Source organism: Spirulina subsalsa PCC 9445 (assembly GCF_000314005.1).
GTDB classification, from domain to species: domain Bacteria; phylum Cyanobacteriota; class Cyanobacteriia; order Cyanobacteriales; family Spirulinaceae; genus Spirulina_A; species Spirulina_A subsalsa.
Window position 1 is genome coordinate 4492825 of the sequence record NZ_JH980292.1, and the last position, 21008, is coordinate 4513832.

The 21008-nt window shown below is 47.8% G+C and carries 16 protein-coding genes and 1 pseudogene; 10 read left to right on the top strand and 7 right to left on the bottom strand.

Annotated features, from left to right (window positions below):
- Positions 1 to 31: 31 nt before the first annotated feature.
- The 6 genes from SPI9445_RS0120515 to SPI9445_RS0120545 all read left to right on the top strand — a co-directional run bounded on the left by SPI9445_RS0120515 (position 32) and on the right by SPI9445_RS0120545 (position 5027).
- Entirely contained in the window at positions 32 to 1585 is a 1554-nt protein-coding gene (locus SPI9445_RS0120515; RefSeq protein WP_017306663.1) for a B12-binding domain-containing radical SAM protein, read from the top strand.
- 159 nt (positions 1586 to 1744) lie between these two features.
- Positions 1745 to 2143, top strand: a complete 399-nt coding sequence (locus SPI9445_RS0120520; RefSeq protein ID WP_017306664.1) for a hypothetical protein — start codon at positions 1745 to 1747, stop codon at positions 2141 to 2143.
- Between the two features lie 137 nt (positions 2144 to 2280).
- Positions 2281 to 2511, top strand: a complete 231-nt coding sequence (gene nblD, locus SPI9445_RS0120525; protein WP_017306665.1) for an NblD family protein — start codon at positions 2281 to 2283, stop codon at positions 2509 to 2511.
- Positions 2512 to 2788: 277 nt separating this feature from the next.
- Positions 2789 to 3364 carry a leucyl/phenylalanyl-tRNA--protein transferase gene (gene aat / locus SPI9445_RS0120535; RefSeq protein ID WP_017306667.1) on the top strand — a complete coding sequence of 192 codons (576 nt, stop codon included), beginning with the start codon at positions 2789 to 2791 and terminating at the stop codon, positions 3362 to 3364.
- A gap of 79 nt (positions 3365 to 3443) precedes the next feature.
- Positions 3444 to 4046: a DUF3172 domain-containing protein gene (locus SPI9445_RS0120540; RefSeq protein ID WP_017306668.1), complete on the top strand. Its 603-nt coding sequence runs from the start codon at positions 3444 to 3446 to the stop codon at positions 4044 to 4046.
- Positions 4047 to 4088: 42 nt separating this feature from the next.
- Entirely contained in the window at positions 4089 to 5027 is a 939-nt protein-coding gene (locus tag SPI9445_RS0120545; RefSeq protein ID WP_017306669.1) for an NAD-dependent epimerase/dehydratase family protein, read from the top strand.
- A 481-nt stretch (positions 5028 to 5508) separates the two neighbouring features.
- Here SPI9445_RS0120545 and SPI9445_RS0120550 read toward each other — a convergent pair whose 3' ends face one another.
- Complete coding sequence (locus SPI9445_RS0120550) at positions 5509 to 5898, bottom strand: DUF1823 family protein (RefSeq protein WP_017306670.1); 390 nt, start codon at positions 5896 to 5898, stop codon at positions 5509 to 5511.
- 161 nt (positions 5899 to 6059) lie between these two features.
- Between SPI9445_RS0120550 and pap the strand changes: the two genes are divergently transcribed.
- The gene (pap, locus tag SPI9445_RS0120555) at positions 6060 to 7553 is read left to right on the top strand and encodes a polyphosphate:AMP phosphotransferase (protein ID WP_017306671.1); all 1494 of its coding nucleotides are present in this window, start codon (positions 6060 to 6062) and stop codon (positions 7551 to 7553) included.
- Here pap and SPI9445_RS32235 read toward each other — a convergent pair.
- Positions 7543 to 7782 (bottom strand): annotated as a pseudogene (locus SPI9445_RS32235) (RNA-guided endonuclease TnpB family protein); the annotation flags it as partial. The gene pap and the pseudogene SPI9445_RS32235 sit on opposite strands and share 11 nt — an antisense overlap.
- Before the next feature lie 146 nt (positions 7783 to 7928).
- On the opposite strand from SPI9445_RS32235, the gene psaK reads away from it, so the two are divergent.
- Complete coding sequence (gene psaK, locus SPI9445_RS0120565; RefSeq protein WP_026079972.1) at positions 7929 to 8192, top strand: photosystem I reaction center subunit PsaK; 264 nt, start codon at positions 7929 to 7931, stop codon at positions 8190 to 8192.
- A gap of 41 nt (positions 8193 to 8233) precedes the next feature.
- Here the strand turns inward: psaK and SPI9445_RS0120570 are convergent, their stop codons facing one another.
- Positions 8234 to 8746, bottom strand: coding sequence for a HugZ family pyridoxamine 5'-phosphate oxidase (locus SPI9445_RS0120570; protein WP_017306674.1), 513 nt, complete (start codon positions 8744 to 8746; stop codon positions 8234 to 8236).
- Positions 8747 to 8798: 52 nt separating this feature from the next.
- Positions 8799 to 9302 (bottom strand): cobalamin biosynthesis protein, encoded by a 504-nt coding sequence (locus tag SPI9445_RS0120575; protein ID WP_017306675.1) that lies wholly within the window; start codon positions 9300 to 9302, stop codon positions 8799 to 8801.
- A 329-nt stretch (positions 9303 to 9631) separates the two neighbouring features.
- On the opposite strand from SPI9445_RS0120575, the gene SPI9445_RS0120580 reads away from it, so the two are divergent.
- Positions 9632 to 10393, top strand: coding sequence for a proteasome-type protease (locus SPI9445_RS0120580; protein ID WP_017306676.1), 762 nt, complete (start codon positions 9632 to 9634; stop codon positions 10391 to 10393).
- A gap of 408 nt (positions 10394 to 10801) precedes the next feature.
- On the top strand, positions 10802 to 13642 hold the full coding sequence (locus tag SPI9445_RS27865) for a CHAT domain-containing tetratricopeptide repeat protein (RefSeq protein ID WP_017306677.1): 2841 nt from the start codon (positions 10802 to 10804) through the stop codon (positions 13640 to 13642).
- A 425-nt stretch (positions 13643 to 14067) separates the two neighbouring features.
- Here SPI9445_RS27865 and SPI9445_RS30785 read toward each other — a convergent pair whose 3' ends face one another.
- The 3 genes from SPI9445_RS30785 to SPI9445_RS0120600 all read right to left on the bottom strand — a co-directional run bounded on the left by SPI9445_RS30785 (position 14068) and on the right by SPI9445_RS0120600 (position 20851).
- On the bottom strand, positions 14068 to 16323 hold the full coding sequence (locus tag SPI9445_RS30785) for a hypothetical protein (protein ID WP_017306678.1): 2256 nt from the start codon (positions 16321 to 16323) through the stop codon (positions 14068 to 14070).
- 636 nt (positions 16324 to 16959) lie between these two features.
- A complete protein-coding gene (locus SPI9445_RS0120595) occupies positions 16960 to 18957 on the bottom strand; it encodes an iron uptake porin (RefSeq protein WP_017306679.1) in 1998 nt (665 codons plus the stop codon).
- Positions 18958 to 19333: 376 nt separating this feature from the next.
- The gene (locus SPI9445_RS0120600; protein ID WP_017306680.1) at positions 19334 to 20851 is read right to left on the bottom strand and encodes a protein kinase domain-containing protein; all 1518 of its coding nucleotides are present in this window, start codon (positions 20849 to 20851) and stop codon (positions 19334 to 19336) included.
- Between the last annotated feature and the right edge of the window lie 157 nt (positions 20852 to 21008).

Genomic DNA, 21008 nt, shown 5'->3' on the forward strand with positions numbered 1-21008 from the left:
CCTTCATACTTGATCAAAGGTCAAGATTCTGATGAAAACCTTATTACTTTATCCTAAATTTCCCCAATCGTTCTGGTCTTATGACCGCTTCATGGAAATTGCGGGACTCAAAGCGGTTTTACCCCCTTTGGGACTCATTACAGTGGCCTCTTTGTTGCCCAAAACTTGGCAGATTCGGTTTTGCGATCGCAATGTTGCCCCAGAAACAGACGCAGATTGGGCTTGGTGTGATTTAGTGATCCTTTCTGCCATGTTAGTTCAACAACAGGATTTTCATAATTTGATTCAAAAAGCCGTCAAACTGGGTAAAAAAGTAGCCGTTGGGGGGCCTTATCCCACAGCTGTTCCAGAAGAGGCCATTCATTCCGGCGCACATTATCTAATTTTAGATGAGGGAGAATTAACCATTCCTCTGTTTTTAGAAGCGATCGCCCAAGGAAAAACCACAGGACTATTCCGATCCAGCGAAAAACCCGATGTCACCCTAAGTCCTATCCCCCGCTTTGATTTACTCCAGCAGGATGCTTATTTAATGATGGCCGTTCAATTCTCCCGGGGGTGTCCTTTTAACTGCGAATTCTGTGACATCATTGCTTTGTATGGTCGTAAACCGCGCACCAAAGAACCTGAACAAATATTAACCGAATTACAAACCCTCTATGATCTCGGTTGGCGGGGTTCAATTTTCATGGTTGATGATAACTTTATTGGCAATCAGCGCAATGTGAAACGCTTACTCCGGGCATTAAGTCCTTGGTTAGCCGAACATAATTATCCCTTTACCTTCCTAACCGAAGCCTCCGTAAATTTAGCCGAAGATGATGAATTACTCTCCCTCATGGTGGAATCGGGTTTTTATGCCGTTTTTCTAGGGATTGAAACCCCAGATCAAGAGAGTCTGCACGTCACAGGAAAAGTGCAAAACACACGCCAGCCCCTCGTTGAGGCCTGTCGTAAAATTAATGATGCAGGTTTACTGATTTATGCCGGATTTATTCTGGGTTTTGATGGAGAACGTGCAGGCGCTGGGGCAAGGATTCAAGAATTTGTGTCAGAAACCAGTATTCCTCAACCGATGTTAGGGATTTTACAAGCGCCGCCCTTAACAGCCTTGTGGCATCGTCTCAAAGGGGAAGAACGTTTGATCATGGGTGAGAGAATTCATCCCACCGGAGATCAAAATACACTGATGAATTTTATTCCCACTCGCCCGATTGCCGAAATTGCCCAAGACTATGTAGAGGGTTTTTGGACAATGTATGAACCGAAACAGTATCTGAAACGTTGTTTCGAGCAATGTCTGCGTATTGGTGTACCTTTGAAACCACGGCAAACGATGAAATTTCCTCTGGCGAAAGGCTTTCATTTAGTGCTTCAGGTGATGTGGTATCAGGGAATCTGCCGTTCCGAAATTCGCGGTCAATTTTGGCGGCAACTGTGGGTTATTTTCTGGCAAAAACCCCAAGTGCTTAATATGTATTTAGGGTTATGTGCGGCAGGTGAGCATTTTTGGGAGTATCGTGTTTTAGCCCGAGAACGTATTATGGAACAATTAGGCTATGATCCTTTGAATGTTTTAGCTTAATCTGCTTGGGATAGACTTCCCTGGCCTAGATTCGGGGAAGTCTAAACTCTATTGTTCAAAGGACATTGTTTTGAGGGCATTCTAAAGCCCGCGCTGTCTGCGATGGCGCAACTCGCTAGTTCACAGATCACACGAACCTGAGAGGTTAAAAGACGCGGTATGTTTGGGAATTTCCAGAAAAGTCATCTTCGGATTGAAGTGAATGCCTCGGCTGATGCGATCGCCGATAGTTTACTAAAACCGGAATTATTTCGTCAATGGCTGATACCCCAACAGTTTGAACGTGGACTGCCGGAGAAACTTTACCCGGATTTAGTCTTTCGTGCTTCTTTGGGAATTGTCACCCTTGAACATCATGTCGATGTGGTTTATCCTAACGCCCTCCGTTTGATTTTAAGTCAAGGTATTGACGGTTATCATGAATGGTACTGGGGAGAGGGTTGGGTTCAATCTCGTTTAGAAGGGGTTTCTCTCTTGCCGTTAAATTTAGGACAAACCTTTGCTTTATCTCGTTTACGGGATTTTGTGACTCGGAAAAAAGAAAATGGAGAACATTAAGGCAACGGAAAAGATGGTTGATTTTGAATAATTATTGATTATCAGAATGATTAGTGATTCTGATTTCTTTTCTCTGCCGATTGGGTGAATTTTGTTTAAACTGGGGGCAAATTTAAACCCGATTTAGGCTTAACTTCATGACCCATCAACCGAACTCAGGTGTTCAGGTTTGTCCCGCTTGCGGGGTGAAAATTGTAGGCAGAGATACCGTTCTATTTTCCGCAGGTGCGCCCGGAAATCGTGCGAGATTGTGGGCGAGGGTGTGTCAATATGTGAAAAAACCGGGTTGTATTAATGAGGAAGAAGAGTCCATCGGTGTAGTCAAAGAGGGTGACTATTACAGCCAACAACAATCAAGTTCTCCGTAGGTTGGGTGAAGTGAAGCGCAACCCAACATCCCCCCCTGACGATGTGAACCTTAAAGCCAAAATAAGAAACTGGGTTTCTGTCAAGAAATAGGGGGAAAATGAGGGGAGGCAAGAAACCGGGTTTCTGGGTTGCGAAAACCCCCAAGATGCTCCCAAACACAACCCAAGCCCTCAGCGTAACTCTTAAGGCTTTTATTTGGGAGCAAAAATCCGCTATGCTTAGATGAGGTTAATCCTTAAGCGTATCTCGTCTTAGATTCTGATGACATAGCACCGCATGGACTTTCAGATTTCCTCTTTGATTGAAGGCTATTCTCAAGGTTATTTTTTAATGGCGGATGAAAAGGGGGAGTTGGGTTGGTATTCAAGCCGTCAGCGCGCTATAGTCCCCCTAGATGGTCGTTTCCGCTATCCCAAATCCCTACGCCGGGTTTTGAATCAAAATCGCTTCACTACGGCGATTAACCGCGATTTTAAGGGGGTGTGTGAAGGTTGTGCAGCGCGGGAGACGACTTGGATTTCTGAGGATTTACAAGCGTTATATTGGCAACTGCATCTAGCGGGATGGGCGCATAGTTTTGAGACGTGGGAAGGGGATAAACTGGCGGGGGGGATTTTGGGGATTGCCATTCGTGGGCTATTTGTGGGAGAGTCGATGTTTTACCGGATTCCCGATGGGTCTAAGGTGGCGATGGTGCGGTTGGTGGAACATTTGCGACGACGGGGGTTTCAGGTGTTTGATGCTCAGTTGCAAAATCCCCATTTAGAACGGTTTGGGACGGTGACGGTGACGGATCGAGATTATCAAATTCTCTTGCAAAAAGCGATCGCTACTCCCTGCCGTTTCCTGTGAAGCCTCACGCTAGAATAGAAGCTAGTCCTCTCTGGATTAAGACTAACTTGATCTAAACGTTTCTCTAAGCTCATTCATCATGAAACGCCGAACACCCCCCCCCTATCAGCGCGGTTATAACTCCGGATATAGTCGCGGATATGATTCCCCCCCCCCTTCTCGTCCTCCAAGTAAGGAGGGGGATGGTTTCTTGAGTCGTTTAAATTATGGAATGTTAGCCCTCCTCGCTGGGGTGTTTATTGTGGGAGTGGGACTGGGGATGACCTTGAGTATCACGTCTAGCACCAATAATGTGGCCAATGTAGCGACGCGGGAAGTAATTGACCGTAGCGCCCCGGATGCTGCCCTCTGTCAACAGTTTGGGGCGAGTGCCATTGTGACGGATATGCGGGTATTTGTCACGTTGAACCCTTTTAATGTCTATGTGACCCAGCCCCAAATGACTCCCGGATGTGTCTTGCGACGGAATAACTGGTCAATTTTGGAACAACGGAAATTAGTCTCGGATCAAAGTGTGAGAGACTGTAAAAACCGCATGAATACGTTTGGTTTTACAGGAACTTTAGATGGCGGTTCTCCGAGGATCTCCTGTATTTATCAAAATGATGCGGCCGGGAATTTGTTCTTAAATAAACCGGGTACGGTGGATGTGCAGGTACCATCGGAAACGAATCAGTTCTAAGTCCAGCAGTAACGAGAAAAACAATCAGGAGGCTAGAAAATCATGCGCGTGTTGATTATGGGGGGGACTCGGTTTATTGGGGTGTCTTTGACCAAAATCCTCGCCCAACAGGGTCATGAGGTGGTTTTGTTCAATCGGGGGAATAAACCCGCCCCTCTAGAGGGAATTGACCAGATTCATGGCGATCGCAAAAACCCCCAAGACTTAACCGAAAAACTGGCTGGACAACGGTTTGATGCGGTCTTTGATAATAACGGCCGGGAATTAAGCGACACTCAGCCTCTGGTGGAATTATTTAAAGACACGGTGCAGCACTTTGTCTATGTCAGTTCGGCCGGGGTTTACTTAAAATCAGAACAAATGCCCCATATTGAAGGGGATGCCGTCGATCCCCAAAGTCGTCATAAAGGGAAACACGAAACTGAGGCCTATTTAGCCCAGCAAGGATTGCCTTGGACTTCCGTTCGTCCGGTGTATATTTACGGGCCGCAAAACTATAATGACCTAGAGGCGTGGTTTTTTGATCGGATTGTGCGCGATCGCCCCCTTCCCATCCCTTACGACGGCACCCACATCACCCAACTCGGCCACGTCAAAGACTTAGCCAGCGCCATGGCCGCCATTTTAGGCAACGACACGGCCAAAGGTCAGCTATACAACATTTCCGGGGAGCGTTATGTCACCTTTAAAGGATTAGCCCTCGCTTGTGCCGAGGCCGCCGGAAAAGCCCCTGATAGCGTGAAATTAGTCTATTTTGACCCCAAAACATTCGATTTCGGCAAACGGAAAGCCTTCCCCCTGCGCGTGCAGCACTTTTTCACCGACATCCACAAAGCCAAAACCGAGTTAAACTGGCAACCGGAATTTGACCTGATTGGGGGGTTAAAAGACTCATTCCAGAACGATTATCTGCCATCGGGTCGAGATCAAGCGGAGATTGATTTCTCGGTGGATGAGCAGATTTTAGCCAGTGTCCAGTGAAGTTGGAGTTTAGACTAAACGGGAAAGAAACGGGTTGCTTCGTACCTCCCAATGACCTTGTTTTAGGGCAGCTGTAGCAGAAAACAAGCTGGTGCAAGAAACCCGGTTTCAAGTTCAAGGTCAGAAACCGGGTTTTTAACAAAAATGTTGCGGAATTCCCCTTCCTCGCTTGCAGGGACCGGATGGACTTGACCACTAACTCCCAAAGCGAAAACCAAGCTAAAAAGGGCTGTGTTGCAAGAGAAAATTTGGGTCTTAGGAACTAGGACTTCTGCCTGGGGAGGGAAGATAAGACTCGCTATATTTCGGTATAGAAAGCACTTCCCATTGAATCAGGAAGCTCCATCCTCGCGCCTCGGCAGGGTGGGGTAGTTCACTAGGGTTGGAGGCACTCACGAAGCGCACTTAAAGCTAAATTGACAACGGAAAGAAATTAACATCACGGCGGTTAAAACTGCTCGTGTCGCATTTCATCCCCCACTTAAAAGAGGGAGGCTTTCATGCTCCCGCTATTTTCCCGTAAATAACTTAACAACCAATTGGCCATCGTTGCCCGTCTAGCCTGAGTGGGGCTGAACTCCCCCACCTTATAGCCTTTAAAGCCCAATTCCTCCTTTAAAAGTTGTTTATTCGCCGCCGGGATAGAGCGCGTTAACTTCACCGTTGGGGGACGATGGGCGATAAAATCTGGGGGCTCCGGGTAATCTTGCCGCCACTCTGGGGCAACTTGTTCATTGTTCCACTGTTGGCTGGTTTTATCGTAGCGATAGCCCAAATAGTACCAGACCAATTGATTCACCGTATCATCGCTTAACTCCTCATTGAGAATCGCCCAAATGGTATCCGTGTTTAGGGGGGGTAAGTTAATCATGAAACTTGATCCGGGTAGTAATCCGGAAACAATTATCCATCATGAAGGGTTAGGCCTCAACCCACCTGTTGACGGAAACTTTAATTCCTTGGGTGGTTTGCTCACCTCTCCCGGTTCTCTTGCTAGAGTGAAGCTATGAACCCACGAGAACTTACGGCTCTATGTTAGATACTCTGGATCTAGAACGTTCCCTCGACAAAGACACCTATACAACCCAAGTTGAGGACTTAATGCAGCAGTTGCAAGTCTTACAACAATCCTGTTGGGAGCGTCAACTGCCCTTAATTGTTGTTTTAGAAGGATGGTCTGCGACGGGGAAGGGATCCCTGGTGAAAAAAATGGTGAACTCAATGGACCCTCGGGGGTTTTCCGTGCATCCTACCCTGGCTCCCACCCCTACGGAGGAACAATATCCGTTTTTATGGCGCTTCTGGCAACAATTGCCCCCTCGGGGGAGCTTTGGTATTTTTTACCATAGTTGGTATACCCATGTTTTAGAGGATCGTCTCTTTGATAAATTGCCTGAATATAAAGCCCCCCAAGCACTGGCGCAGATTAACGCTTTTGAACGTCAACAGGTCGAGGATGGGGTGGCGATCGCTAAATTTTTTATCCACATTAGCCGCAAAGAATTAAAAAAACGGATCAAAACCCTTGCTAAAGATGAACTGAGTGCTTGGCGAGTTCGTCCCGAAGATTGGTTACAAGCCAAATATTATGCTCAATACTGTGCCTTAGCTGAGGAAATGTTCCTCCATACCAGTACAGGTGTCGCTCCGTGGGTCTTAGTTGAAGGCAACTGTAAACGCTGGACAAGGGTTAAAGTCTTATCCCAACTGGTTTCTACCCTCACCAGTGCCTTAGATCGTCAGGCCATCCAACAACCCCTTCCCCCCAGCACCCCTCAAGTGCAACTCCTCCCCACAGAACCGGATTTTCTGGCGAAAGTAGACCTTTCCCTCAAACTAGATCGCGAGGAATATAAAGAAAAACTGCGCAACGCTCAACTGGAACTGCTCCAGCTACAATTACAAATTCATAAACATCAAATTCCCGTTTTATTAGTCTTTGAAGGCTGGGATGCGGCCGGAAAAGGGGGAGCCATTAAACGGTTTACTGATACTCTCGACCCTCGCAGTTATGAAGTAAATGCCTATGCAGCCCCCACAGAGGAGGAGCATAAATATCACTATCTCTGGCGCTTTTGGCGGAAACTGCCCGAAGCGGGGAAATTTGGCATTTTTGACCGCAGTTGGTACGGCCGGGTTTTAGTGGAGCGCGTGGAAGAGTTTGCCACGGAGGCGGAATGGCGCAGAGCGTACCGGGAAATTAACGAATTTGAAGCCCAATTAGTCAGCAGTAATTATGTGTTAGTCAAGTTCTGGTTACATATTAGCCCGGAGGAACAATTAGCCCGCTTTGAAAAGCGCAAAGAAGATCCCCTCAAACAATATAAATTAACCGAGGAAGATTGGCGCAATCGGGAAAAATGGCCGTTGTATGAAGTGGCGATTAACCAGACCATTGGACGGACTAGCACCCCCGGAGCGCCTTGGACGATTGTCCCCGGAAATGATAAATATTATGCCCGAGTATTTGTGATTGAAACCGTCATTCAAGCGGTTAAGGCACGGTTGAAACAGTTTAAAGATTAGTTGACGCTCCCCGCTCTTGCATAGACGGGGATTCTTCATTCATCGACTCGCCATAATCCAGCAGGATTTCTCCAACCAAACTAGAGGGCAAATCTCCTGAAGCTTGAAATTTGACGCGCCCCGCCATATTTATCCCTTTTTGCAAGATGTTCAGTGCGGTGTTTCTATCACGACAATCCTTGTATCCACAATGAGGACAAACATGAGTTCGACTAGATAGAGACTTCTGGCGCCCCTACACCGACTCCCGATTCCCGGACTTTTTCAGCAAGCCCTAATTATTGATAATTGCTCAGGAGTGTATCCCCCTGGGCGATTTTGTGGCAAAATGGGTCGTCAAAAGTCATGTTGATATTGGAATAAAGGAGAAAACCCTTGACTCATACCCTTTTACTTGCTGCTGTTGGTGGAACGTCCGTAAGCTGGAGCCCTAAAGTGGCTATTGTGATGATTGTTTGTAATATTATTGCGATCGCCTTTGCGAAATTCACCGTTCAACAACCCAGCGTCGGCCCTGCCCTGCCCATGTCTCCCTTTTTCGGGGGAATGGGTTTCCCCGCCCTCTTAGCCACCACCAGCTTCGGGCATATCCTCGGCGCTGGGGCTATTCTAGGTTTAGCCAGTTTGGGCGCTCTCTAATTTCCCCCTTGTATCCATCCTAGAAGGAGCAGGAAATCCTCTCAATTCGATGACGAGTTTGGATTTCCTCGCTCTTCTAGCACCAAGCGGTTTAAATCATTGCCTCGGATGTGATAAGCCCCCCCAAAGCCTAAAATAAAGCGCCCCTGAGTGGGAGTTAATTCCACCACCCGAAAATCTGGTAAACGCCGAAATACCGTCACAATATCCCCGAATTTATCCTGAAATTGATCGGCGATATATTGCCATTCCCCCGTGTTACGTTCTATGAATTTGGCTTGACAAAGATAGCTTAAACGGCAACGAGCAAAAATCTGTTGCGCGCCCCCTTCATCTTCAATGATCAACACACTAGCTTGAGGACGGACTAATAAATTTTGGGTATGGGTTGATAAACCACTGACAAACAAATAAATTTGTTTCTGGGCATTCATAATAAAGGGCGCATAACTCGCATCTGGAACTCCCTCTGTGCTGACTGTGCTTAACATCAGACTTTGAAACCGTCCGGGAAAACTTTGGTAGATTTCCTGCGCTTGTTGAATTGAATTCATTGTGTTTTTCTATTTTTGCTCGAATCAATGGCGGTACTCTCCCAATGACCCATCATAACGAATTGGCTCGACTAGATAGGGCAACAGCAAGGGTGAGGGATCCTTTGCGCCCAGCTTGCTTGATAATTTGCTTCGGTACCAACAATCTAGCCCCCTCTCCTCCCGCTGCACACAAGGCCGCCGCTTCTGCAACGCTGGGGATGCCGACTTTCTGCTGCACGACCCCCGAAGCCGTGGGGACTCGAATCCCTTGGAGTTGCTGGCGTGTAAAGGTTTGTAGGGGGAAGTGGCGATCGCGACAGAGGGCCAAAATCCCGGTTTCCTTAGCTTTTACGTCCAATGTGGCAATTCCCGCGATCGCCTCCGGTGCCAAATCATAATCCCGGAACACCTGCTCCACCCCCTCCGCCATTAACTGACCATCCGTATCCTGTTGACACCCCATGCCTACCCATAACCAAGCCCGACCATTTTCTTGACAAAAATCCTCTAATATGCAGTTAAATTGAAGCATCGTTGCGATCGCCGCCCAAGGTTGATCATCGGCAAAAGTCATGTTGTTGTGAGGAGAAACTGAAAAAACTTGTACAGTACACTATTATACGGTTTGAACGCTCCAGCACTAAATTGAGCCAGCATCCGGGTCATTTTGGGCTAAGATAGAAAAGGCTCGGATTGTATTGTCATGTCCGAAACTTCAAGCCTGTACTTTTGAAGAAACTCCCTCGGGTTTTACAGGACTATTTAGACTTAAATATTTTGGGTAAACGCGACAATACTAACGCGAGATTTTGGGCTAAACCATTAGCCGCTTTAACTTCTATTTTTCACCATAACTGAACTTGAGTGACGCACTTTAGTTTCCAATCTAAACGAACACAGGGTATGACATACTGTTTAGGCATTATTACACGCTCCGGGCTGGTCATCGCCGCCGATTCCCGCACCAATGCCGGAGTCGATTATATTTCTACTTATCGGAAATTATTTGACTTTTCCGTACCGGGAGAACGAGTCATTATTCTCTGCACATCGGGGAATTTAGCCATTACCCAAAGTGTTATTACCGCCCTAGAACGGGATATTGAAAATCAAACTGAAACCAACTTACATACCCTAAATTCTTTTTATGACATTGCCCATTATATTGGCCAGAAAATCCGAGAAATCCAAGACCGGGATAGACCTTGGTTAGAACGAGATCATATTGACTACCAGTGTAGTTTACTTTTAGGCGGTCAACTCCCCGGAGAAAAGCACAAACTCTATTTAATTTATCCCCAAGGGAACTTTATCCAAGCCACCAAAGAAACTCCTTTTATCCAAATTGGGGAAACCAAATATGGTAAACCTATTTTAGATCGCACCCTAACCTATGAAACCCACTTAGAAGCCGTTGCTAAATGCGCCCTGCTGTCCATAGACTCCACCATGAAATCTAACCTATCCGTGGGTCCACCGATTAATCTCGTCATGTATGAACGAGATACCCTCGTTTTGCGGCATCGTCTCCAATTACGTTTAGGTGCGCCCTATTTAGCAAAAATGCGCAAACTCTGGGAAGAATCCCTGCGCAAAGCCTTTGATGCTATGCCGAATTTAGAGTGGGAGTATGGTGATGAAGCTGGGGATGTTTTTCTCGATTAAAGAAAAACTGATCTAGTCTCTAGTGAACTACCCCACCCTGCCGAGGCGCGAGGATGGAGCTTCCTGATTCAATCGGAAGTGCTTTCTATACCGAAATATAGCCAGTCTTCTCTTCCCTCCCCAGGCAGAAGTCCTAGTTCCTAAGACCCAAATTTTCTCTTGCAACACAGCCTTTTTTAGCTTGGTTTTCGCTTTGGGAGTTAGTGGTCAAGTCCATCCCCTTCCTCGCCAACGGCAGGGTAAGGTAACAAGCTTGATAACTGATCCTTCAAGATGTGATAGAACCGAAGTAGTGAATCTGATCCCTGATCCCTCTAGCGCTAAAACCTTTCCTGCAAGATGTGATAGAACCGAAGTAGTGAATCTGATCCCTGATCCCTCTAGCGCTAAAACCTAGAGCAAAATTCTATGGCGAATCTTTCGGCCTTGTGTTCGTCTCTGCTTCTTTTCGGTTCTTCTAGTAGCCTGTTCCTCGGGTTATGGGGAACGCCCAACCTCCAAGCCGTTTTAGCACAAAATCATCCAGATTTTACCTACCCTTTAGCTCAAGGTTCTCCCTCTCACGATGAATCATTGATGGAGGCGGTTTATCTCAATCAAGAAGCAGAGCAATTGTATCATCGGGGGGATGCTCAAGGGGCGATCGCACTTTATCAAAAAGCCCTCGCCATTTTCCGCCAGATTAACGTACCCGCCGGGGCTGGGCGGAGTTTGCAGGGCATGGGGGAAGTGTATCTCGCCCTTGAACGAAATCAGGAGGCGTTATCCTCCTTTCAGGAAGCCCTAAAGTTGTTCCAAAGCGTCAATCATCCCGAGTCTATCGCCTATACCCACCAATACTTAGGGCAAACCTACGAACAGTTAGGCGATCGCACCCAAGCCATCACCAGTTATCAACAAGCCCGGCAAATCTTACAACAACTGCAACGGGGCAATCCCGAAGATCCTCAAAGTATTAGAACCAGTCTCATTTTAACCACATCTGCCCTCGCCGCCCTCGCCTTTAAACAAGGAGATTATCTCCCTGCCATTACTCAGTATCAAACTGTCTTAACATTACAACGAGAAGCCGACGACAAAATTGGCCAAGCTTACACATTAAATAACCTCGGCGTAGTTTATGCTAATTCCAGTCAATATGCCCTAGCCTTAGACCATTATTATCAAGCCTTACAGATTGTTCGGGATCTCGCCAATAATGCCAAAATTCGCTATCTCGGCGCAGAAGCGGCCATCCTGAACAACTTAAGTTCCCTCTGCTTAGTTTTAGGAGAAATCAATCAAGCCCTAGAATTTTCCGCTCAAGCCGCAGCCCTCTATCAAACTTGGATCAAAGGTTCAGTTTCCGGCTCTAACCTGCAAGGCTTAGAATTATTACGAGATGCCCTGAGTCAATCCTATCTCAGCCCCCCCATTCTCCATCAAAGTTTAGCCATTCGTCCTCCCTTGGGAGATGAACTGGATGTCACCTTTGCCCAAGCCGGAGAAGCCGTTAATTGGCTCAATTTAGCCCAAATCTACACCCAACAAGGCGAATTGACCCAAGCCCTAGAATTCGCCCAAAACGCCCTAAAAACCTATCAAGACCTGAACCGTTTACCCGCCGTCGTAGTTAGTCTGAATCAAGTGGGTCAAATCTATCAAAAATTGGGACAAATTGACCGCGCCCTTGCCCTTCATCAACAAGCACTTGACCTAGCTAGCCGCTTGTCAGATGCCGAAAGTAAAGCCCAAAGTTATAGTCTATTAGCCCAAGCCTACAACAGTCAAGACAAGCCCGAACAAGCCCTTAATTTTTATCAACAAGCCTTAACAGAATATCCGGCTAAAAGTGCCGGGTCTATTCTAACTCAAAATGAAATCGGTCGCCTCTTAATCACTCAAAAAAAGTACAGTGAAGCCGCCCGAATATTAACCCTAGCCATGGATAACTTTGAAGCTCTGCGACCGGGTTTAAATGATGCCCAGAAAGTCTCATTATTTGAACAAGGCAAAACCATCTATCAACATTTACAACAGGCTTTAGTTGCCCAAAACCAAGAGGAAAAAGCCTTAGAAATTGCTGAACGAAGTCGAGGGCGGGCTTTTGTGGATTTGTTAGCTCGTCTTGTCACCTATCAACCCCAAACAAATCCCCCCAGTCCCACCGTGGCACAAATTCGCCAAGTCGCTCAACAACAACAAGCAACTTTAGTTGAATATTCCTTGATTGGGGAAGATACATTGAATCCTCAATTATATATCTGGGTGATTACCCCAGAAGGAAAAATTACCTTTCGCCAGAGTCATTTAGATCAGGTATTAATCCCGGCTGGACAAGGACAAGTCCCCTTAACTCGCTTTGTAGAACAAAGCCGCAATATCTTACTCTCTCAACGGAAACAACAGAGTGAGCAAAGGTTAGCTGAACTCTATCAACTGTTAATTCAACCCATTGCCGATTTCCTCCCCACAGACCCAGAAAAAAAGGTGATTTTTATTCCCCAAGGAATCTTATTTTTAGTTCCCTTTCCAGCCTTGCGAGATGAACAAAATCAATATCTCATTCACCGTCACACCATTTTAACAACACCTTCTTTGCAACTGTTAGCCTACACCCATCAATTACCCAAAGGACGGGGGGAAGGTGCATTAATTGTCGGGAATCCTACCATGCCGAGGATTCCCGTGCCGGGGAGTTCAGCGCCTGTGTCCTTGATGCCCCTACCGGGGGCAGAAACCGAAGCGAAGGCCATCGCCACGACTTTGGGCTATCCGGCCTTAATTGGCGACGAGGCCACGGAAAAAGTGGTTGTCCAACAGATGCAGCAAGCCCGTATTATTCACCTCGCTACTCATGGTTTACTGGATGAGGTGAAACAGATTAGTCCGACTCCTGGAGCGTTGGCGCTCGCCGTTTCCCCTCCCGATGATGGCCTCCTCACCCCCCAAGAAATCCTAAGTCTGCGTTTGAAGGCTGATCTCGTGGTGTTGAGTGCCTGTCACACGGGACGGGGGCGGATTACTGGGGATGGGGTGCTAGGGTTATCTCGTGCTTTTCTAGGGGCAGGGGCAAGGAGTACCATTGTGTCACTGTGGGCGGTTCCCGATCAGCCTACAGCTACACTGATGATTGAATTTTATGCTCAATTGGCCGAAAAAGGCGATCGCGCTCTAGCCTTACGTCATGCCATGTTGCACACCCTCAAAGAATATCCCGACCCCACTCATTGGGCGGGTTTTACCCTCATTGGAGAAGCCAAAGATTAACAGGAAATGGTAAAATCCTCCAGGAGATTCTGTTCCCGGACTTCGGAAACTAGGGCGAAAGCCCCGTCTCTTTAGAGCGGGGTAAGCTTACTTAGGGTCTGCTGAATATCCCTCTAAGCAGTGTTACTAGGACTTTCAGCGGTTTATACCAAATTAAATAGACTTGAGGGCAAAAACCTGAATTCCCCCCGTTCCCTGTTCCCTTGACTTCTAACAGCGAGAAACTGTAAGGTTTTAGGGATAAATCATCAAAAAGGCTTGCCTTTTTCCGATTCCCCTTCCTGTTCCCCGTTCCCTGTTTTCCACCCAGAGTAGAGTTATTCAGCAAGCCCTACTTATTAACGCCATTTGATCAAAAACCCCGCTCATTACATTTGAGCGGGGTTTTTTTAGTCAAAGGACTTTATTCAGAATTGAGCCATCAATTAGTTAGGAAGAATGCTGGGATCGATTTCTTCCAGACCTTCGATTCCTTCTAATTCAGTCCCGTCGTCATCAGCTTCAACTTCGGTTTCGTCATCAGCTTCAACTTCGGTTTCGTCGTCAACATCAACTTCGGTTTCGTCATCAACATCAACTTCGGTTTCGTCATCAACATCAACTTCGGTTTCGTCATCAACATCAACTTCGGTTTCGTCGTCAACATCAACTTCGGTTTCGTCATCAACATCAACTTCGGTTTCGTCATCAACATCAACTTCGGTGTCATCATCAACATCTAAGTCGGTGTCGTCATCAACATCTAAGTCGGTGTCGTCATCAACATCTAAGTCGGTGTCGTCATCAACATCTAAGTCTAAATCGAGATCATCATCAGCCGCCAGTTGATCATAGATGGATTCAGCTTCCTCTTGAGAGATTTCGCTTAAACCAACCAAAGAGGGGAAAGCACGGCTAGAAGGACCACGCAGTTTGTAACCTAACGCTAAACCACGACCACGACCGCGAGAAGCCACTAAGTAACGAACACCAGAGACTTCACCAAACTGGACATCAACTTGTGCCGTTTGATTCACGAAGTAGATAGGAGAACCTAAGACCAAGAAGCGACCACGACCACCCCGACCTGTGAAGATATTCACAATAGCGGGATTAAATTTGAAGCGGTTGTTGCGCTCAAATTTGATTTTGATTTCGTTGCTGATGCGCTCTTGTTCTTCAAATTCAACGCTTTGAGGAGTGCTTTCAACTTTCACGTCCTCAAATTTGATTTTGCCACCTTCAAGAACATTGAAGTTAAAACGACCAACTTGGAAAACATTGCGGGTTTTGAATTCCCGTTGGTTAACCGTTAAGAAGTTAACATTAACCTCTGTGCCAGTATTCCGTAGTGCCAAGAAAGTGGGATTCCCAGCCAAGTTTTCGTACTTGTAGTTACGAGACAGACGAGATACATTCACCTCCCCTACACCACTTTGGGTCAGGAATTGAATATCGCCCCGGAATTTACCATCTAATTCAAAATTCGTGCTATCTTGCTTCACTTCAAACTCAACGGGTTTGTCGCCGCGTAAGTTGCTGCCACTAAAAGCGGTAGCAGTAGAGTTCAGCAGGGCAAAATAACCACTCGCTTGACCATCAATTTTATAGTTCAGAGAGCGAGCGAGGTCTAAAGAAGCACGGTTTTTCTCGGTGACATCACCCACTTGTTGCAGGTTAGCCATTGCAAAGTCAATAGCACCAGACCCTTCAATTTTGAACTTGTTGCGACTACCACCACCAACAGATTCAATTTTGAACTTGGTGGCTTCGCCAGACACCCGGAGAGTACCATCAGAGTAATCAAGGTCAGTCCCTTGGGTCGTCGCTAATTGATTCTCGGAAGAGCTAGTGGTGCTGGTGTCGCTAGTGGTGCTAGTGCTGCCACTGGTGCCGCTAGTAGTGCTAGTGCTGCCACTAGTGGTGCTAGTGCTGCCACTGGTGCCGCTAGTAGTGCTAGTGCTGCCACTGGTGCCACTGGTGCTGCTGCTAGTGGTGCTTGTGCTGCTACCCCCTCGGTTCAGAGTAACGTCTTTCCCTTCAAACTCAAATTTGATTTTTTGAGTGGCGATGGGGATGACTTCAGGAAGAGTGGCACCAGCCGTTTGAACAAAGCGATAGTCAGAAGGTAAGTCAATCAAACCATTGTCAATATTGGCATCAATTTGACCGATTTGCAGTTTCCCTTCAGTGGGGGTGAAGCCAGTCCCTTCAACATTGGAGAGATAGGGTAGGAACAGTTGAGGTGCCGCAACTTCAGGTCGGATTAAGGTACCCGGAACGTTGAGGGGGTTACTGTCGAAGAAACCAACCTTGAAGCTCAGAATCGTATCAACACGGGAGAAGGGAACGAGGAAACCATTACCGTTAAAAGCAACCCCAGACAGTTGACCTTGTAATAACCCTGTGTCTCCAGCGTTCACTTTACCGTTGCCACCATCATCAAAGTAGCTTCCGGTGGGAACGAAGTTGGGGTTAGTCAGGACACCGTTAGGGCTAACGATGCGCAGTTGGTTAATCCCGATGTCAAACAAGCTAACATTCCCTTCTGGGTTTTGAGAGGGAATAAAGAATGCTGCTTCACCTTGAATGCTACCACCCGTCACAGGGATTTGAGCTTGAGCCGCAGGGGCAACGCCGAGGGCAAAAGTTCCAGCCAGACCTAAAAACAGTGCAGTTTGACGAGTTGATTGAGAAACCATAGTGAAATACTCCACAAGTAAAATGAAGATGAGTTGGACTGTTGTTGATTTAGAAGTCTCTTGCTGTTGGATGGACTCCTAGAAGCAAGCTTGAAATACAGCCAGTTAGATTCGGAGAGAGAAGGTAGAAGCCCCAGAAGGATTAGAGAAAAAGTTGCCGGACCGGGTTACAACCACCCATTTTAGGGTTTTTTCTCTTCTGTTGTCTCCTATGACGGGAGGGGTTGCCTCAGTGTTCCCAATTTTAGAAAAATTTTTCTGGGTAATTTCTCAAGGAGATTAGTGATTTTAGTCACAAGATATACGCAGAAAAATGTAAGACTTTAGTGCAAATGACATCCGCAAAAGGTACTAATTTTTTTGCGTTTTTGTCGGGAAAAAGTCAAATCAATAGGCTGAGGGTCGGCTCTCTCTTTGACCAGCAAGCGGATTGCCTTATGCCTAAGCCCTCTTGGTTTGTTAGGTGGTTTTTTCCCTTTCACCCTTAACCTTACCATCGAGTTTAAGGGTGAATTCTGACTCTCTTTAGTATAGGTGTTAAAAGTTACCGACTAGATATTGAGGAGAACCGCTAGAGGAAGCGACCGAAAAAAAGGGGGAACAAAGTCCCCCTCTGGTTCGGTCTTAACTGTCACCCTAGAAGCTGAAGGTGGTTCGCAAAGCGCCAATGGTGACGGTGCTGTTGCTACTGTTGTGACCGGGGTTGAAGACGACGATCACGCCCGGTGTGATGCTGATGTTGTCGGTGAGACGCAACCGATAGAAGGCTTCGAGGTGGTAGCTGGTGGCAGGTTGACCGCCGGGCGGGGGGTTGATGACGTTTTGGGGGAAGCCGGGGATGTTCCGACCTAGGCCGCCTTGGGAGACGTTACTGCTGGTGATTTTGGGGGGTTGCCCGAAATAAAGCCCGCCTAGGTTGCCTTGACCGCCGAGGTCAGGGAAGTTGAGGAAGGCCATCCAGTTGAGGGTTTCTACGGAACCCGAACCCGGGAGGTAATTAGAGGTGCTGTAGCCAACCCAACCCCCTAGGGTGAATTTGGGGGTGACGCGCCATTCCGCATTGAAACCAAAGGCGTTGGTTTGCATGGGGGCGCGGAGGAAAGCACCACTGTTACTGGTGATCAGTTGATCATCCCCAAGTCCGGTGAGTAGTAGACCCAAGGGGGAGTAGGAATGGATGTATTGCAGGGCTACGTCGATGTCATCGCTGGGGGAGAGAACGACTTGTAACCCGGCCGTGGTGGCGGCGTAGTCTCCGCCAAAGAGTCCACCACTAAAGATGGTGCCGGGGAAACTGTTTTCTGGGTCGCTGGAGGAGTAAACGGCTTGTAAACTGGCGATGGGGGAAATTTGCCAGTCAAACCCGATACCCCCTTGACCCCCACCGATGCTGGAGATGGGGTTACGTTGGGCAAAGCGTGACAGGGGACCACTCCCGGCGCTTTCGACTCGGTTGGATCCCCGGAAGACGTTGACGGGGCTAATGCCGCGAGGACCGACCATAACGGCTAGGTTGTTGCCGAAGAGGTGCCGGTAGTTGAGGTCACTGAGGAAGAGGTTGGCGTTGGTGTCGCCTTCGTAGGCTAATCCGATAAAGTTCCGGTATTGGCTGGGTAAGCTGCGATCGCCTGCGAAGGAATCAACGGTGCTTCCGGTGCCCGCTTGGAAGCTAGTCAGCAGTAAACTCCGGGGACTAAATTGGGTGAATAAGCTCAGTTGAGCGTTGGCAATGACGTTAAGATTTTGCTGACGATCTTGGAAACGCAACCCCAAGAAGTCAAAGGTTCCTCCGTCACGACCTTGAATCCCGATGATGGCTTGGCCGAACAGTTTAGTCGTGGTGGAGAATTGGTTATCTTCTTGGAAGGTGATGCGCGCATCAAGGGCATCAATACGACCCCCGAGCATTTCTAATTCCCCTTGGAATTCCCGCATTAAGGCTTGTAGCACTTCGAGGTCTTCCCGGGTGGCGAGGTCGGCGGTGGACTCGGCCAGAATACGCTCGATTTGTTGTAAGCAGGCGTTGAGTCCGGCGGCGAATTCGTAGCGACTCAGGGCGCGGTTGCCTCGGAAGGTACCGTCAGGATACCCAGCAATACAACCATAGCGGGTTACGAGGTCACTCAGGGCTTGATAGGCCCAGTCTCCGGGGAAAACGTCCCGGAATTGGGTGACGCTGTTCACTTGGGACATGGGATCCCCTTCAACATTATTGTTGAAGATCACGGGGGCGGGTTGGCTGGGGTTGGCTAGGGTGTCCTTCAGGTTGGAGGATGAGGGGGCGGCTGGAGTCGGTCGAGTGTTGAAGAAGGAGGCGGGGGTTTGGGCGTTGGTAAAGCCCTGCTGCCGAAGGGAAGAAGTCCCCTCAGAAGATTGTAAGAGGGAAGCTTCAGTAAAAGATCCTTCAGTCGCCTGGGTTCCGGTTACAGCAGCAGTCAATGTAGATGCGGCGGGACTTTTGCTGACGGTTGACTCAGAAGATTCAACGGAGGACTGAGTTTTAGAAGACCCAGAAGCGGCTAGCAGTTCTGACGCGGTGGTTGCTTGTGCTTGTAAGGGAGCGGTAAACAGCCCTAACAGTGTGAGCAGGACGGCAGAAGACAGGGTTTTCTCGTGTTTAAAATTTAGTTTCACGGTTTTATGACTCCTCAAAACACCATATCAATCATCGTAAGACCTAAGATGGATCAGGAATCATTTTGACCAACCTGCTTAATCGAGATTAAAGCAGGAGGGGGATTAGACTACCAGAGTCCTGACACGCAACTTAGTTGAATTCTACAGTTAGCACCAACTCTGACCGAGTTAAGTTTGATGAATGACTGGAATTCTCGGCTATTTTAGCTGATTTATTGACCAGTGAACACAGGCAAGAAGCTGAGATTAATTCCGCTCCATTTTTTGCTGGAGAAAAATTAATCGGATAGCTCAGAATGGGAGTCAAGGCAAACCTGAGCTTGTCGCTTTCCCTAGCATTGTTTCACCATTCTTATGGGGGGGGGCTAGCCCCCTAAGATTTATAGTGTTGACTCATGATTTCTAGCTGTTGACGGATGCCTTCAGGGTTTAACCAGCCATAACCTGCTTCTCCGAGAACTTTAAGCAGTTGCTGAAAATCTTCTTCTGTCCAATCGGGAGAACCATAGCGGGTGAGGGCTAATCTAATTTCCTCTTCTGAGAGATTACCCAAGGGATTGGCTGGTTTAAAGAATGGACGGGGTAGATATTTGGGTAAACGGGCTTGAATCCAATCTTTTAAGGAAGGTTTAGCCGGAACAAGTTGAACTTGTAAGGTCAGGGTGTATTTAATTTCTGGGGCAGAATATTGATGTAAAATAATTTGCCGCTCGTAGCTTTCCCCAAGGGTTAAATGACGAGGATCAATGGTGATTTGATAGTCTCGTTGTTCGGGGTCAAAATGGGCGGGACTCACACGAATCCAGGGATGAATCGCTCCACTGTGGGGGGGATCATCGGCATGGGGGGCAATTTCCCAAGTTCCCTCGATGAGGGAGGGGGGGAGTCCCCGTTTGAGTCGGAGGGATTGGTTGAGAACTTGCCCGGTGTGATGGGCTTTAAAGACAATGGGGGGAAGTTCGAGGGGGATTTCCGGCACCCGGGCCAGGGAGAGTCGTTCTAGGGCGGTTCTAGCTTGGTGGGCGGATTGGTAGGGGTTGGGGGGGTTGGGATTGACTAGACTCTCTAGCCACTGCACAAAGTCGGGGTTGAGGGTGGAGAGTTTGGGGGCGAGGGGACTGAGGGTGAGGCGATCGCCAATGGGGGGCATTTCCTCCCAAGGCGTTTGGCTAAACCAACTGAGCCAAGCTAATCCTACCGCCCGCAAATCCCCCCGAGGATTCTCCAGTTCGTCGGGTTCTGATTGCCCATGCCAACCCAAATCTACTAGATAAAGATTCAGTTGATCATCCAGCAAAATATTCTCGGGTTTCAGGTTTTGGTGCAGAATGACTGGAGTCTGTTGGTGGAGTTCACTTAACAGGTCTAATAACTTCAGAAAAACTGTTTTAATTTCTGCAAAAGATAACTCTTTTTTATGGTGCAGGGGTTGACAATTATCTATATAATTGCGTACCCAGCAGAACCCTGTTCCCTTTTCGGTCGGGGTGGGGAAACCATACTGATAGGTCAACAGTTGAGGATGATTGACCGTTTGTAGACGCTGAATTTGCTGTTTTAGGGCTTGCCAAGGAACAACGGTTCCGTCGGGTTCTGCGGCTTCAAAATGTTTAATCACCACCTTCTGCTGCGTGATGGTGTCTTGGGCGAGATAGGTGATACAACCGCGCTCAATGGGCTGTCCTAGCTCTTGGAGCATTTGGTAACGCTGGGTGGGGCGTGCTATTTCTGGGGCGACAACAGGGGGGTGAGCGGCACTGGGCTGACGCTCTGGTGTTAACGTTTGGAGTACCCCTTGACTCTGGGAAAGGTCATTAGCGTAGGCATCCCCTACGGACACACCGGAGGAGAGGGAAGAACTCGAAAGATTGGGTTGCTGAGGTTGTACCATTGCTGTTGTTGTTCAGAGCGATCGCCAAATAATAACCTAGAGTATCAGTGAGCTAGAGTATAAACGGATTCAGAGCATCTAACTCCCCTTACTTTACCGGAAAATATTCCCGAGTGTTCAAGCATCACGAATCCTTATCAAGAGGTAGCCCATTCAT

Bases quoted from the DNA above. Each gene is read 5' to 3' on its own strand.
- SPI9445_RS0120575 (WP_017306675.1), bottom strand. From the start codon at position 9,302: ATGACTTTTGCCGATGATCAACCTTGGGCGGCGATCGCAACGATGCTT.
- SPI9445_RS0120600 (WP_017306680.1), bottom strand. From the start codon at position 20,851: ATGGTACAACCTCAGCAACCCAATCTTTCGAGTTCTTCCCTCTCCTCC.
- pap (WP_017306671.1), top strand. From the start codon at position 6,060: ATGTTAGATACTCTGGATCTAGAACGTTCCCTCGACAAAGACACCTAT.
- SPI9445_RS0120545 (WP_017306669.1), top strand. From the start codon at position 4,089: ATGCGCGTGTTGATTATGGGGGGGACTCGGTTTATTGGGGTGTCTTTG.
- SPI9445_RS0120520 (WP_017306664.1), top strand. From the start codon at position 1,745: ATGTTTGGGAATTTCCAGAAAAGTCATCTTCGGATTGAAGTGAATGCC.
- SPI9445_RS0120570 (WP_017306674.1), bottom strand. From the start codon at position 8,746: ATGAATTCAATTCAACAAGCGCAGGAAATCTACCAAAGTTTTCCCGGA.
- SPI9445_RS27865 (WP_017306677.1), top strand. From the start codon at position 10,802: ATGGCGAATCTTTCGGCCTTGTGTTCGTCTCTGCTTCTTTTCGGTTCT.
- aat (WP_017306667.1), top strand. From the start codon at position 2,789: ATGGACTTTCAGATTTCCTCTTTGATTGAAGGCTATTCTCAAGGTTAT.
- SPI9445_RS0120540 (WP_017306668.1), top strand. From the start codon at position 3,444: ATGAAACGCCGAACACCCCCCCCCTATCAGCGCGGTTATAACTCCGGA.
- SPI9445_RS0120550 (WP_017306670.1), bottom strand. From the start codon at position 5,898: ATGATTAACTTACCCCCCCTAAACACGGATACCATTTGGGCGATTCTC.
- SPI9445_RS0120580 (WP_017306676.1), top strand. From the start codon at position 9,632: ATGACATACTGTTTAGGCATTATTACACGCTCCGGGCTGGTCATCGCC.
- nblD (WP_017306665.1), top strand. From the start codon at position 2,281: ATGACCCATCAACCGAACTCAGGTGTTCAGGTTTGTCCCGCTTGCGGG.
- SPI9445_RS0120515 (WP_017306663.1), top strand. From the start codon at position 32: ATGAAAACCTTATTACTTTATCCTAAATTTCCCCAATCGTTCTGGTCT.
- SPI9445_RS30785 (WP_017306678.1), bottom strand. From the start codon at position 16,323: ATGGTTTCTCAATCAACTCGTCAAACTGCACTGTTTTTAGGTCTGGCT.